This window comes from Thiorhodococcus mannitoliphagus, assembly GCF_010915725.1.
GTDB lineage: Bacteria > Pseudomonadota > Gammaproteobacteria > Chromatiales > Chromatiaceae > Thiorhodococcus > Thiorhodococcus mannitoliphagus.
Genome location: NZ_JAAIJR010000142.1, coordinates 1 through 12,900, shown reverse-complemented (window position 1 = coordinate 12,900; position 12,900 = coordinate 1). Strand labels below are relative to the sequence as shown.

The following is a 12,900-nucleotide window of genomic DNA, read 5'->3' as shown; positions in this document are numbered from 1 at the left end:
GGAATGGTTCAACCGAGGTCCTGGCGGACCGTGGGATTTTTCAGGCGGCTACGCCTGTTTAAGGGAGGGACGTAACACTAAGCGCAGGGCATACCGCTCTGATCGCCTGCTTCTGCACGCGCGTCTTCTCCGCGCAGCCGCTCACCCCATGGCTGAAGGACAGAGCACCGGGAAGCTGCTAGCCAACGGAGCCTTAAGAAAATGCCCATCAATTGTTTCCCGATGCGAGCGATGCCACCCGAAATCCCCCCTGCCTCCCCCGAAATCCCCCCTGGCCCCCCTTTGCGAAAGGGGGGAAGTTGTTGATGCACACTTCCTAAGTTCGGCTGCTGGTGGCTAGCTAGCCCTGCTTGGAGCCCATCTGACCCGCACCGATCAGCTCGATCGCATAGCCGTCGGGATCCTCGACGAAGGCGATGATGGTGGTGCCCGCATTCATCGGCCCTGCGTCGCGCAAAATCTTCCCGCCCTGCGCCCGGATGCGGTCCGTGGCCTGATAGACGTCGTCGACCTCGAGGGCGATATGACCGTAGCCGCTGCCCAGGTCGTACTGCTCGACGCCCCAGTTGTAGGTCAGTTCGATCACCGTATTCTCGGACTCTTCGCCATAGCCGAGGAAGGCCAGGGTGAACTCGCCCTCGGGGTAGTCTTTCTGGCGGAGCAGCTTCATCCCCAAAACCTGGGTATAGAAATCGATGGAGCGCTGCAAATCGCCCGTGCGCAACATGGTGTGGAGGATTCTCATCAGCGGATTCTCGTCGTCAGTGTGGATTCGGGTAAGCAACAAGGGGCTTGAAAGACGCGCGCGGTCTCACCGCTTGGCGATACCGAGGAGATTACGGACAGGTTTCCAGGGCTTCAAAAGGACAGGCGGTTGACCGCTGTCGCCGTCGAAGAAAAATCCAGTCGAAGACCCGCCATCCAGATTGATAGCGCGATTCACCGGCCAGCCCGTCAGTGCGCCATCTGAAGCAAGTGCCTCGGCAAGCTCGGCCAAAGTGACCGAGTTCGGCGTCGCGCCCAGCGCCCAGTGGCCTCGCCAATCCGTCGCGACGAAGGTGCGGCGGCTCGGCTTCGCTGTGGACAGACCTCGAACGCTGCGTCCGGCCTCGACGAGATAGGGCCCCGTCTGCAGCAAGGCAGTGATGTCGGAGTGGTCGCGAAATTGCCCTCGTCGCATGATATGGGTGCCGCGGGCGTCGCTGTGAACCACGCCACTCAGCAGCTTCGCCCGCGCGAAGGCGTTGATGCGGCCCTCGTCGGACACCACCATCCCAAGCGGCTGCCAATCTGGATGAAAGAAACCGCCGTTGACACCGGCGACGCAGCCCTGCGCACGCAAGGCCTCGCTCAGCGATGCGGACTTGGGCTCCTTGCCTGCGCCAAGATCAAGCACCTTGAGACGGTAGCTTGGGGAGGTGAAGAAGGCGAGATGAGCGGTCAGCGCTTCGCCATCGGAGCGCCTGACCGCGGTGCGCTTGGCGTAGTACAGCTCCCGCCCCTCGTCTTCGGCGGTCGACTGCCGCGCCGGGCGCCAGACGTCGGCGAAGACAGTGGTCGCACAGAGCAAAAGCGTTAGCGGGAGCAGGCGTCGGGAGAGCGTCATACCAAGGGCCAGGAATGGGTTGCGCTGGGCGGGATGACGAGTATGGCGTGACCAAGGCAGCGGGTCGAGCACGCTCATTGGACTGGACCGCACAACGACAAAAGGCCGGGCTTGCGCCCGGCCTTCTCTACTTCAAACGTCCTCAGGCTACCGACGCATCGACTTCGCGTCGTGCTTGGCCTTAGGCCGCTTCCTTGGTCTGCTCGGTCTCGTGCCCGATCGCCTGACCCTGGCCGGTGCCGCGGATCTCGATGCGGCGCGGCTTCATGGCTTCAGGCACTTCGCGCACCAGGTCAACGTGAAGCAGACCATTCTCCAGTTTGGCCTCGACCACCTTGACGTAGTCGGCGAGCTGGAACTTGCGTTCGAAGCTGCGATTGGCGATACCGCGATAGAGGAAATTACCCTCCGCCTCAGGATTGCTGCGTTGACCGGAAACGGTCAGCAGGTTCTCCTTCGCCTCGATATCGAGCTCCTCGTCAGTGAAGCCCGCGACGGCGAGCGTGATGCGGTACCGATTCTCGTCGTGCAGCTCTACGTTGTAGGGCGGATAGCCGCCCGGTTCGCTGCGGTAGGCGGTCTCCAAGGAGTTGGCCAACCGGTCGAAGCCGATCATGGAGCGGAACAGCGGTGAGAAGTCGAGCGTTGTCATGACATATCCTCCAAATGAGCAATATGAGCTACCTACAAAGAATTGGCGTTCATTCGAACCGCCAGCTTCACGGCCCCCAGGTGGGCGACCGCTTACGTTATGTAAAGTAGCGGCGGACTAGCACTCTGTCAAGGGGAGTGCTAACAGATTTTTCAAAAGGGACAGTTATGGCGGATGCGAAACGAGGTGATCGCAGCCATCCCCAGCAAAGCACAAGGCATCCCAGTACCTGCAAGGATGCAGAAGCAGGCTCCTCATGATATCGACACCTTGACAAGCCTGGTCAGGCCAGCGGCGGCGGCTGAACTCAGCTAGAGTTAACGTAGCTGATCCGACCTGACCCCAGACGCGGGGGACGACGGCCAGGCCAGCAGGCATCGAGAGCGACCGTCACCCATGACAGACCATCGCAGCATCCCGCCGAAACCGCCCCATCCAACGCAGCGCGAGAAGCCGCTGCCCTGGGAGCATCCCAAGCCGCGCGACGAAGACGCCGACGCAGCCAAGCGGATCGCGACCATCATGGAGCACCCCGCCTATCGTGAGCCGGATCACGACGTCGACTTCCTCCACCGGGACGCAACGCGCGGCGTGCGGCTCCAGCTCGACTATCTCAAGGCCGAGCAGGGCTTGGTGGAGCACCAGGTTCACCAGAGTATCGTCGTCTTCGGCAGCACGCGGCTGCGTGAACCCGAGACCGCGAAGCGCGAGTTGGCCAAGGCAAGCCATGCAGTCGCCCAGGCACCCGAGGACGCCAGTCTGGCCCGTCAGCTGCGGCTCGCCGAGCGACGCATGGAACTCGCGCAGTATTACGACGTCGGCCGCGAACTCGGCCGGCTGGTCGGCATGGCCGGCGGCGGTCCGAAAAACTCCAGCCTCATCGTCATGACCGGCGGCGGCCCCGGCGGCATGGAGGCCGCCAATCGCGGGGCCTATGAGGTCGGCGCACAAACGGCCGGACTCAATATCACCCTCGCTCACGAACAGTATCCCAACCCCTATGTCACACCCGGCCTCTGTTTCCGGTTCCACTACTTCGCGCTGCGCAAGCTGCACTTCATGAAGCGCGCCGCCGCCATCGTCGCCCTGCCCGGCGGCTTCGGCACGCTCGATGAGCTGTTCGGGGCACTGACCCTGATGCAAACCCGTAAGGTGCCGCCCATGCCGGTCGTGCTGATCGGCGAGGCTTACTGGCGCAACGTCTTTGACGTCGACTATCTGATCGAGGTCGGCAGCATCGACCCCGAGGACGCAGAGCTATTCTGGTATGCGGAGAGCGCCGCAGAGGCCTGGGCCGGCATCAAGGCCTGGCACCAAAGCAACGGCAGCTGGCTCTTCGAGAGTGACGACACGCCTTGGACCCAGGGAGAAGCCCGATGAAGATCTCTTTTCATGGTGCCGACCGCAACGTGACCGGATCCTGTCATCTCGTCGAGGCCGGCGACTTGCGCATACTGGTCGACTGCGGACTCTTCCAGGGCGGTCGCGAGATCGACGAAGACAACGCGGCGGACTTCGGCTTCGATCCGCGCCAAGTCGATATCCTCCTCCTGACCCACGCGCACCTCGACCATTGCGGCCGCATCCCGCTCCTTGCACAGCGCGGCTTCACCGGCGAGATCATCGCGACCAGCGCCACGCGCGAGCTAGCCCGCGTCGTCCTGCTGGACTCGGCGCACCTCCAGGAGGAAGAGGCAAAGCGCCACGCACGCAGGGCGCACCGGCGCGGACACCCTGCCCCCGAGCCGCTCTACAACACGCTCGATGCGCTCAACGCCATGGACCTCTTCGGGCGCAAGGCCCATTACGGCGACCCCATCCAGCTCGCCGATAACCTCAACGCCACCTTCCACGACGCCGGCCACATCCTGGGCTCTGCCAGTATCCGACTGGAATACCGAGATGGAGGCCGCCACAAGGCGATCATCTTCTCCGGCGACCTCGGCAACAGGGACCGCCCCATCCTCCGCGACCCCCAGGCACCGCCGCACGCCGAGACCCTGGTGATGGAGACGACCTATGGAGACAGACGGCACAAGGCGCTAGGGCCCTCGATCCGGGAGTTCTACGACGCCATCAACGCCGCCCTCGCGCGCGGCGGTAACGCCATCATCCCCACCTTCGCCCTGGAGCGCGCACAAGAGGTGCTTTACTACTTGCGCGAAGGCGCCGAGCAGGGATTGCTGCCCGAACGCCTGCCGGTGTTCCTCGACTCGCCCATGGCCATCTCCGCCACCGAGATCTTCCGCCGACATCCCGAGTGTTATGACGCCGAGACGCGTGTGCTCTTCGATCAAGGCACCGACCCCTTCGCGCTGCCCAATCTGCGCTTCACGCGTGAGAGCAGCGAGTCCATGGCACTCAACCAGCTGGCCGGCGGCGCCGTCATCATGGCCGGCTCCGGCATGTGCACGGGCGGACGCGTCCGCCACCACCTGCGCCACAACCTCTGGCGTCGCGACTCCAGCATCATCTTCGTCGGCTTCGCGGCCCCCGGCACCCTCGCACGTATCCTGATCGAGGGTGCCGACCGCGTGCGTCTCTTCGGCGACGACATCCCAGTTCGGGCGCATCTGCACACCATCAACGGGTTTTCCGCCCATGCCGACTGCGACGAGCTGCTGGAATGGCAACAGACCATCAAGCCCGAGCGAACCATCCTGGTCCACGGCGAGGAAAAGGCCATGCGCACCTTCGCGGACCGCTTGCATGGCACCGAGGTGGTCATGCCAAGGCAGGGCCAGAGCCTCAAGCTATAAGGCGATTTCTGTCAGAGTTCATACCACCTGAGTTGTCTCGAGGACCGCCTTCCGTCTCGCGCCGGCAGTCACATCGCTTGGCTCTGTTCCGGTCGGCGCTCCTTGAAGGCGAACCTCGATCCGGCGCCATCTGGCATGAGCTTTTCCGGCAAGCGCCTAAGCTGGGTGGCAGTTCAGCTAGGCAGCGTGCATCGGTACGAAATCTTGAGGTCCTTGACCGCCTCATGGATGACCTTAGCTATCGCGCAACATGACCAACAGCTCCAGCGCCTTTGGCTATTCTTCAATGAGCCAAGTTAGTCGAGCAGGGTAACTCGATAGCGCATCGAAACATTTCGCCGCTGCTCGCTCAACAAGATAGAACCGGTCGGAGTGGGCAAATAGCTGTCGCGGCACCACCCACATTCAATGCCTCTTGTGCGCAAGGAGCGGTCAATGATTTAATCGTTCTTCTTTGGACATATACTTCATCATCGAAATACCAAACAGGAAAAGACTGGTTATTGCGTACCACCCAGAGAAAATCACCGTTGGCCTCCCAATGTCAACAGAGTGAATAATGACTGCAATTAGAATGGGCAGAAACAACATCCAGCCACAAGCCAACAACAATTGCCGAGCGCTAGATACCCACCAGCCAATAAATGAACCCAGCACAACTAGTGTCGCCGGTATCCAAATTGAGGCATAGGGAAGAATGTGCTCATAAAGCTTGTATCTTTGCTGAACAGCCAAAGGATCGAAGCCTTCCCAGTTCCATAATAAAAAAGGAAGAGTCACCAAAGCGAAACCTAAAACAGCAATGCCGCCGAGAATGACCAAGTCCATCCATCGTCTTCTTCGAGCAAAATTAAAGACTACCGGTATCACAACTAGCCAGAACAAACCTCGCCACGAAAGCGCGATCCCGAAAATGAAAGCGAGGACTTTCGCATATTTTCTGCTTGGCTCTTGAATGAGCAACGCCAAGGGGACTGACACCCAGATTGAGTTCGCGAGGTGGTCCCCGCCCGTAAGGATCTCGCCGACGATGACAGGAGAAAGCGCTACTAGAGCAACGACGAACGCGGCTGCCCTTTCTGAGTCTTCCCAAAGCCATCGCAGTCCCGCGTAACCAACTCCTAAACTTATTAGCGAAAGCGAAGCTGCAGACCCTAGCAATAGGACTACCGGCATTGCGATCATCAAACCACCGGGCATCGGAGCAATGGGATTGCCGGTCTCTGGACATCCGACATGCACGCCGGATTGAGCATAGCAATCATAAGGAAACCCACCTACCCAGATCGCCCTAACCGCGACATCAATAGCTTCTTCTCGATCGCTATAAAAACCGAGCGCCCCAGAGTCGAGAACAGGGTAAAGATAGACGAACGAGCACGTTACAACAATAGCCAGCACGATCAACCACACCCTGGCTGACACTTTATTTGAAATCTCACCTAAATGTCTTACAAAATAATAAGCGACATATAGATAAGCCAAGTAGCTAACAATAAGAACCCCTACAATCGGAGTGGCGGAGATGTTGAGTCGGGAAGCAGCAACTTCGGCAATCCGCTCGAACATCGCTACCGCGCTTACCAGCAAAGCCAACAAAAACGAAATTCGAGCAAAGGAAAAAGTTGTCAGCATAAAGGCGTTCCATCAGATTGTCCTGGAGAGCGACTGCCAGCAATTAGAACACAGTGATCAATCGAGCGGCGCGACGCAGTGATCAGCCTGGGTCGACGACCGACGAAGCGATAGCTTGGAGCGCCCCTGATTTGCAGCTTCCGGGCTCACCACCTATCGTTTTATGTAGCCAGGGCTTCCAGCCCTGGCAAACCAGGCCAGGATGGCCTGGCTACGCAGGCTTGGAGCGGCTGTTCCGGTTGATTTCGGGAAACCGATAGGTGTTGAGGCTTCCGGGGCGATTTGTTGACGGTTAGCGGTGTCCTGCCGCGCTGTGAGCATGTAGAGCACTGGCGAAGCCGCGTCGGACGCAGATCAACTGGCACACACGCATGTCGATCAGGAACGCCGGGGTTGACCGCTCAAGCTGCATGGGATCACGTGGACAGTTCTGAGCAATGCCGTGCCTCGGCGTGACCGACAAGCAGGCACTGCCAACCTCGCCGATGGGCTGGTCAGTGGGGCTTTCCAACGCTGACGCGCGCTAGATCGTCCCGATAGTCGACGAAGTCCAGCATGTGCGCCCCGAGCCGAGCGGCGAGTTCCTCCTGATCGAGCGGCCCATCAGCATCCTCGGTCCTGTTGTAAGCCAGATCCGGCTCGACCATCTCGACGGTCACATAGCCCAGAATGCCCTCGGCGATCAGCGTCGCCGCCTCGCACTCCCATTTCGGGCGCTCGCGATCGAGCACCGCGCGCTGCTCCGGATCGAGCGTGCCGGCGCGCAGGGCGACCCAGCTATTCACCAGCAGGCGGATGAGGTCGTCTTCGTTGGGATCTTCTGTGCTCATACAGGAAACAGCTCCGCGATGTCGACCTGGAGATCGACCTCTTCGATCTTGATAGGGAGCACGCCCTCGCTCAGGGTGTGAAGCTGGCGATAGCGGCCGGAGAAGCGATCGGGATCACGATAGTCGTGCAGCTGACGGTTTGGGAGGTCGACCACCCAATAGCGGCGAATGCCGGCGCAGGCGTACTTGGCCCGCTTGACGCCGGCGTCCGTGGCAAGGCTCCTGTCCGCGACCTCAATGACAAGCAGCGCATCGTCGCCAACCGGATGCGCCTTCGCGTAGCGGTCCTGGCGCAGCTTCAAGAGCATCAGGTCCGGATACACCTCGGTGCCATCGTCCAGCACCAAGGCGCCTTGAACGCGAACAATGGCGACATCGGCAAACGCCGGGGCAAACAACATCGTCAGCCTGTCCGTGCTGCTCCCATGCGGCGGACCAATGGGCGTCATATCGCGCATCTCCCCATCAATCAACTCGACGCGGTCACCATCCCTGAAGACACCTGCGTCGATCATTCGATGGAACTGATCCACGGTGACGCGATGGACGGGATTGTGAAGATCAAAGGCTTCCACTCGGGCATTCCTATGCAGGCTTGGCTGAGGCTTAGACTAGCAAAAGCGACCCGACGCGGCCTGCCGCACGCGACCTGAGACGAGGGGCCGGTGCAGATCGGTAGGATGGGACCGAAACGGCAGCTGGGTTGTTTCCCGGAAAGCACCCGAGATCGACCGCGACATCGTGGCGATCGGGGAGCTAGCCGAGCAGGCCGCCGCTGCGGCAAAATCCGATGCAGCCGCCTCGCTGCAGGTCGCACAGATCGCGGAAGCTCTCCGAGGCGCGATCAGGCGCTTCCGTTGCAAGCAAGGCAATCGCCCCCCAAGAGCCGACGTCCATCCTATGCTGCAAGAAGCCCCCATCGCCAATGTCGCCCACGTCATCCAGCTGGCCGTTGCCCCGGTCTTTCTCCTGACCTGAATCAGCGGCATGCTCGCCGTCATGACCAACCGACTCGGTCGCATCGTGGATCGCGCTCGGGTGGTCGAGGAGCTGCAGGCTCGCACCCAAGACAAGGACACCTTCGCCGACGAGCTACCGCTGCTCTCTCACCGCGCCAAGCTCATCAGCCTATCGATCAGTCTCTGTACGCTAACGGCCTTGCTGGTCGCCACCGTCATCGCCATCCTCTTTCTTGGCGACTTCGCGACCTTCGATGCCTCCATCCTGGTCGCCGCGCTCTTCATCGCAGCCATGCTGGCCTTCATCGTCGCCCTGATCTTTTTCCTTCGCGAGATCCTCCTGGCAATCTCGACCCTGAAATTCGGCAAGCCGCACTGACCGACCGCAAGTCGCGGCTGGCCCAATCATCAAGCGGCGCCAAGACCGACGGCAGGCGCGCATCATCACACCTGCGCGCCTGCCCTCGGCGAGGCTAGGTCGAGCGGCCGTCAGTGAGTCGCGTCGTCCTCCGAGCTGCCAGGGAGCCCGTTCTCTGGATCCAGGAGTTCCGCGTTGAGCATGTGCACCCGCCGGCTGTCCGCGCGCACGACGGAGAAGCGGAAGCGCCCCAGCTCGACTGACTCGCCACGCTTGGGGAGGTGGCCGAAGGCGTTGACCACCAGCCCACCGATGGTATCGAGGTCCTCATCCGAAAAGTCGGAGCCGAAGTACTCGTTGAAGTCCTCGATAGCGGTGCGCGCCTTGACGCTGAAGGTGCTAGGAGAGCGGCGGAAGATTCCGGCCCCTTCGTCATAGTCGTGCTCGTCCTCGATCTCACCGACGATCTGCTCGAGCACATCCTCGATGGTCACCAGTCCGGCGGCATTGCCATACTCGTCGACGACGATGGCCATGTGATTACGGCTGGAGCGGAACTCCTTGAGCAGGACATTGAGGCGCTTGCTCTCGGGGACGAAGACGGCGGAGCGCAGGAGATCACGGATATTGAAGGCCCGGCGCGAGGTTTCCATGCAAAAGGAGAGCAGGTCTTTGGCGAGCAGGATACCAACCACCTCGCCTTTGTCATCGCCGGTGACGGGGAAACGCGAGTGGGCCGACTTGACGGCGGTGTTGAGGATCTTCTCCAGCGGGTCGTCGCGCCTGAGAGACACCATCTCGGCCCGCGGGATCATGATATCCCGGACCCTGAGATCCGAGACCTGAAGCACGCCTTCGATCATGCTGAGGGCGTCCGTGTCCAGCACTTCCCGTTGCCGTGCATCCTTCAGCAGCTCGATGAGCTGCTCCTTGTCTTGCGGCTCGCCACCGAGCAGATGGCCCAGTCGCCCGAGCCAGCCGCGTGATTGCGAGCCGTTGCTAGATCGATCGCTCGTCATGAGGTGTTAGAGATCCTCCAGGTGATCCTGGTCTGCGTAGGGAGGGGGGAATCCTAACCCGCACAAGATGGCCGTTTCCAGGGCTTCCATCTCGGCCGCTTCGGAATCCGTAAGGTGATCGTAATCAAGCAGATGCAGCGCACCATGGACGACCATGTGCGCCCAGTGGGCCAGCGGGTCCTTGCCCTGATCCAGTGCTTCGCACCGCACCACTTCGGCGCAGATCACGAGGTCGCCAAGCAAGTCGGCAAGGCCATCGTCCGCACTCAAGCCAGGAGGAAGCTCAAAGGGAAAGGAGAGCACATTGGTCGGCTTGTCGTGGCCACGATACTGCAAGTTCAGCGCCTGGCTCTCGGCCGGATCGACGATCCGAATGGTCAAGGTCGCCCGCTCACGGCGCTCCGCCAGCGCAGCCCGGGTCCAGTGTTCGAATTGGTCCTGCTTGGGCAGCTCAGCCTGCGCCGTGGCGATCTGCAGGTCGAGGTCCAAGTCGACGTCCTTCGCGCCAATCATGTTGCCGACTTGCGAGACGCGACCGGCGCGGGATTCTCGAAGGCGTCATAGGCATTGACGATGCGCTGAACCAATGCATGACGGACCACGTCGCGCGCGTTGAAGAAGGTAAAGGTGATGCCCTCCACGTCCTTGAGGATCTCGACGGCTTCGCGCAGCCCAGACGGCTGGCCGCGCGGCAAGTCGATCTGTGTCACGTCCCCGGTGATGACCGCCGTGGAGCCGAAGCCGATGCGGGTCAGGAACATCTTCATCTGCTCGGGCGTGGTGTTCTGCGCCTCGTCCAGGATGATGAACGACTCATTGAGCGTGCGGCCACGCATGTAGGCCAGGGGCGCGACCTCGATCACATTGCGCTCGATGAGCTTGTTGACCTTCTCGAAACCCAGCATCTCGAAAAGGGCGTCGTAGAGGGGCCTGAGATAGGGATCGATCTTTTGTGCCAGGTCGCCGGGCAAGAAGCCCAGCCGCTCGCCCGCCTCGACCGCAGGACGCACCAAAAGGAGGCGGCGCACCCGATCGGCCTCCAGCGCCTCGACCGCACAGGCCACGGCGAGATAGGTCTTGCCTGTACCCGCCGGTCCAACACCAAAATTGAGGTCATGCCTGAGGATGGCGTGCAGGTACTCCTGTTGATTCGGCCCGCGCGCTCGAATCAGCCCCCGCTTGGTCTTGATGACGACCTCGGGCAACCGGTCCTCGACCTGCTCGAGCAGGGCATCGGCACCCGCCTCTTGCAGCGCGAGGTGGATCGCCTCGGGAGTCAGCACCTCGTCCGCCGTTTGGGCGTAGAGTGCGTGCAACAGCTGCTCACCCATGCGCAGGGACTTCTGCTCGCCGATCAGCCGAAAACTGACGCCACGGTTGTTGATCTCGATGCCGAGCCGCCGCTCAAGCTGGCGCAGGTGCTGGTCGAGCTGGCCGCAGAGGTTGGCGAGCCGGGCATTGTCCTCGGGCGCCAGTTGCAGATCGAGTGTCTGAGGTTGAGTAGCCAAGGTCAGTGAGTCAATTGCCCGCGCAGCGAGTTGGGCAGCGCTTCTGTGATGGTGAGATCGACGAAGGTGCCAATGAGGTCCGCAGAACCGTCGAAATTCACCACCCGGTTGTTCTCGGTCCGCCCGGCGAGCTGCGCCGGATCCTTGCGCGACCGCCCTTCAACAAGAACAGACTGCTGGGCGCCCACCATCTGCCGGCTGATGCGCTGCGCATTGCTGTTGATGCGCTGCTGCAGTCGTTCGAGACGCGCCTTCTTGACCTCCAGCGGCACGTCGTCCGGGTAGTCAGCGGCCGGCGTGCCGGGTCGACGGCTGTAGACGAAGCTGAAGCTATGGTCGAACCCCACCTCGTCGACCAGATCGAGGGTTGCCGCGAAATCCTCCTCGGTCTCGCCGGGGAAGCCGACGATGAAGTCCGACGAGATGCTGATGTCGGGCCGCGCCTCCTTGAGCCGCCGAATCTTGGAGCGGTACTCCAAGGCCGTATGGCCGCGTTTCATGGCCGCGAGAATGCGGTCCGAGCCGGACTGAACGGGCAGGTGCAGGAAGCTCACCAGCTCCGGCACCTCGGCGAAGGTTTGGGTCAGCGCGTCGGTGAATTCAACCGGGTGACTGGTGGTAAAGCGAATGCGATCGATGCCGTCGACGGCCGCGACATAGCGGATGAGCAGCGCCAAGTCGGCGATCTCCCCCGCCGGCTCGCCCATGACGCCCCGGTAGGCGTTGACGTTCTGTCCCAAGAGATTGATCTCGCGCACGCCCTGCTCGGCGAGGTCCGCGACCTCGGCGATGACATCGTCGAAGGGTCGGCTGATCTCCTCGCCACGGGTGAAGGGCACGATGCAATAGGTGCAGTACTTGGAGCAGCCCTCCATCACCGAGACGAAGGCCGTCGGACCCTCCGCCTTGGGCGCGGGCAGAGCGTCGAACTTCTCGATCTCAGGAAAGGAAACATCGACCTGAGGACGCCGGCTGGCCTCGAGTTCCTTCAGCATCTGCGGCAAGCGGTGGAGCGTCTGCGGACCAAAGACGAGATCCACGAAGGGCGCGCGCGCGCGAATCGCCTCACCCTCCTGGCTGGCGACACAGCCGCCGACCCCAATCACCAGCTCGGGGCGCTTGAGCTTCCACGGCCGCCAGCGTCCGAGCTGAGAGAACACCTTCTCCTGAGCCTTTTCACGCACGGAGCAGGTATTGAGCAGCAGCACATCGGCCGCTTCCGGACGATCCGTCAGCTCCAGTCCCGCACCCACGCGTAGCGCATCCGCCATGCGCGCGGAGTCATACTCATTCATCTGGCAGCCGAAGGTTTGAATATAGAGCTTACGAGACATCGGAGTCCGCCGTGATAGGCAGTGTGAGCTGCGAGCTTTAAGGATGAGGCTTGGATGGGGCTGATCGGAAGGACCATCAATCCGAGACCAGGATCGGAACCGGCTGAGAGGGCGCGTATCTTGATGAATCAGGCGCTTAGTGTCAACCCGGCGCGACCGGGATCAGCAATTCCCGCTGGCCGCAGCGTCGAGCGGTCGCGGGGGATGTAGCCCGGCGCTGGAGATCAACAGACAAACGCC

General features: G+C 61.6%; 14 protein-coding genes. 4 read left to right on the top strand and 10 right to left on the bottom strand.

The genetic code is table 11. The annotated features are described in order from the left end of the window. Positions 1-340: 340 nt before the first annotated feature. The 3 genes from gloA to G3480_RS22105 form a co-directional block, all read right to left on the bottom strand. Entirely contained in the window at positions 341-745 is a 405-nt protein-coding gene (gloA, locus tag G3480_RS22115; protein WP_164656139.1) for a lactoylglutathione lyase, read from the bottom strand. Positions 746-811: 66 nt separating this feature from the next. Then, positions 812-1,684, bottom strand: a complete 873-nt coding sequence (locus G3480_RS22110; RefSeq protein WP_240905977.1) for a phosphodiester glycosidase family protein — start codon at positions 1,682-1,684, stop codon at positions 812-814. Between the two features lie 103 nt (positions 1,685-1,787). Then, positions 1,788-2,258: an Hsp20 family protein gene (locus G3480_RS22105; RefSeq protein ID WP_164656137.1), complete on the bottom strand. Its 471-nt coding sequence runs from the start codon at positions 2,256-2,258 to the stop codon at positions 1,788-1,790. A 396-nt stretch (positions 2,259-2,654) separates the two neighbouring features. On the opposite strand from G3480_RS22105, the gene G3480_RS22100 reads away from it, so the two are divergent. Beyond that, positions 2,655-3,638, top strand: a complete 984-nt coding sequence (locus tag G3480_RS22100) for an LOG family protein (protein WP_164656135.1) — start codon at positions 2,655-2,657, stop codon at positions 3,636-3,638. Continuing rightward, positions 3,635-5,017, top strand: a complete 1,383-nt coding sequence (locus G3480_RS22095) for an MBL fold metallo-hydrolase RNA specificity domain-containing protein (RefSeq protein ID WP_164656133.1) — start codon at positions 3,635-3,637, stop codon at positions 5,015-5,017. Before G3480_RS22100 ends, G3480_RS22095 begins: the two co-directional genes overlap by 4 nt. A 432-nt stretch (positions 5,018-5,449) precedes the next feature. Here the strand turns inward: G3480_RS22095 and G3480_RS22090 are convergent, their stop codons facing one another. From G3480_RS22090 to G3480_RS22080, 3 genes are all read right to left on the bottom strand, one after another. Next, positions 5,450-6,652: a hypothetical protein gene (locus G3480_RS22090; RefSeq protein WP_164656131.1), complete on the bottom strand. Its 1,203-nt coding sequence runs from the start codon at positions 6,650-6,652 to the stop codon at positions 5,450-5,452. Between the two features lie 494 nt (positions 6,653-7,146). Beyond that, complete coding sequence (locus tag G3480_RS22085) at positions 7,147-7,482, bottom strand: hypothetical protein (protein ID WP_164656129.1); 336 nt, start codon at positions 7,480-7,482, stop codon at positions 7,147-7,149. After that, a complete protein-coding gene (locus G3480_RS22080) occupies positions 7,479-8,057 on the bottom strand; it encodes a Uma2 family endonuclease (protein ID WP_164656128.1) in 579 nt (192 codons plus the stop codon). The genes G3480_RS22085 and G3480_RS22080 overlap by 4 nt, the downstream gene beginning before the upstream one ends. A gap of 166 nt (positions 8,058-8,223) precedes the next feature. On the opposite strand from G3480_RS22080, the gene G3480_RS28610 reads away from it, so the two are divergent. Both G3480_RS28610 and G3480_RS22075 read left to right on the top strand, forming a co-directional pair. Next, positions 8,224-8,460, top strand: coding sequence for a hypothetical protein (locus tag G3480_RS28610; RefSeq protein ID WP_240905976.1), 237 nt, complete (start codon positions 8,224-8,226; stop codon positions 8,458-8,460). A 9-nt stretch (positions 8,461-8,469) separates the two neighbouring features. After that, positions 8,470-8,820: a DUF2721 domain-containing protein gene (locus G3480_RS22075; RefSeq protein ID WP_240905975.1), complete on the top strand. Its 351-nt coding sequence runs from the start codon at positions 8,470-8,472 to the stop codon at positions 8,818-8,820. 110 nt (positions 8,821-8,930) lie between these two features. Here the strand turns inward: G3480_RS22075 and G3480_RS22070 are convergent, their stop codons facing one another. The 4 genes from G3480_RS22070 to miaB are packed head-to-tail and all read right to left on the bottom strand — an operon-like array spanning position 8,931 to position 12,660. Continuing rightward, complete coding sequence (locus G3480_RS22070) at positions 8,931-9,818, bottom strand: HlyC/CorC family transporter (RefSeq protein WP_164656126.1); 888 nt, start codon at positions 9,816-9,818, stop codon at positions 8,931-8,933. A 6-nt stretch (positions 9,819-9,824) separates the two neighbouring features. Further along, positions 9,825-10,331: an rRNA maturation RNase YbeY gene (ybeY, locus tag G3480_RS22065; RefSeq protein ID WP_164656124.1), complete on the bottom strand. Its 507-nt coding sequence runs from the start codon at positions 10,329-10,331 to the stop codon at positions 9,825-9,827. Continuing rightward, complete coding sequence (locus G3480_RS22060; RefSeq protein WP_164656122.1) at positions 10,328-11,326, bottom strand: PhoH family protein; 999 nt, start codon at positions 11,324-11,326, stop codon at positions 10,328-10,330. The genes ybeY and G3480_RS22060 overlap by 4 nt, the downstream gene beginning before the upstream one ends. Positions 11,327-11,328: 2 nt before the next feature. Beyond that, the gene (gene miaB, locus G3480_RS22055) at positions 11,329-12,660 is read right to left on the bottom strand and encodes a tRNA (N6-isopentenyl adenosine(37)-C2)-methylthiotransferase MiaB (protein ID WP_164656120.1); all 1,332 of its coding nucleotides are present in this window, start codon (positions 12,658-12,660) and stop codon (positions 11,329-11,331) included. Positions 12,661-12,900: the final 240 nt, after the last annotated feature.

Excerpts from the sequence above, each read along its gene's own strand:
- gloA (WP_164656139.1), bottom strand. The coding sequence starts at position 745 with ATGAGAATCCTCCACACCATGTTGCGCACGGGCGATTTGCAGCGCTCC.
- G3480_RS22110 (WP_240905977.1), bottom strand. The coding sequence starts at position 1,684 with ATGAGCGTGCTCGACCCGCTGCCTTGGTCACGCCATACTCGTCATCCC.
- G3480_RS22105 (WP_164656137.1), bottom strand. The coding sequence starts at position 2,258 with ATGACAACGCTCGACTTCTCACCGCTGTTCCGCTCCATGATCGGCTTC.
- G3480_RS22100 (WP_164656135.1), top strand. The coding sequence starts at position 2,655 with ATGACAGACCATCGCAGCATCCCGCCGAAACCGCCCCATCCAACGCAG.
- G3480_RS22095 (WP_164656133.1), top strand. The coding sequence starts at position 3,635 with ATGAAGATCTCTTTTCATGGTGCCGACCGCAACGTGACCGGATCCTGT.
- G3480_RS22090 (WP_164656131.1), bottom strand. The coding sequence starts at position 6,652 with ATGCTGACAACTTTTTCCTTTGCTCGAATTTCGTTTTTGTTGGCTTTG.
- G3480_RS22085 (WP_164656129.1), bottom strand. The coding sequence starts at position 7,482 with ATGAGCACAGAAGATCCCAACGAAGACGACCTCATCCGCCTGCTGGTG.
- G3480_RS22075 (WP_240905975.1), top strand. The coding sequence starts at position 8,470 with ATGCTCGCCGTCATGACCAACCGACTCGGTCGCATCGTGGATCGCGCT.
- G3480_RS22070 (WP_164656126.1), bottom strand. The coding sequence starts at position 9,818 with ATGACGAGCGATCGATCTAGCAACGGCTCGCAATCACGCGGCTGGCTC.
- ybeY (WP_164656124.1), bottom strand. The coding sequence starts at position 10,331 with ATGATTGGCGCGAAGGACGTCGACTTGGACCTCGACCTGCAGATCGCC.
- miaB (WP_164656120.1), bottom strand. The coding sequence starts at position 12,660 with ATGTCTCGTAAGCTCTATATTCAAACCTTCGGCTGCCAGATGAATGAG.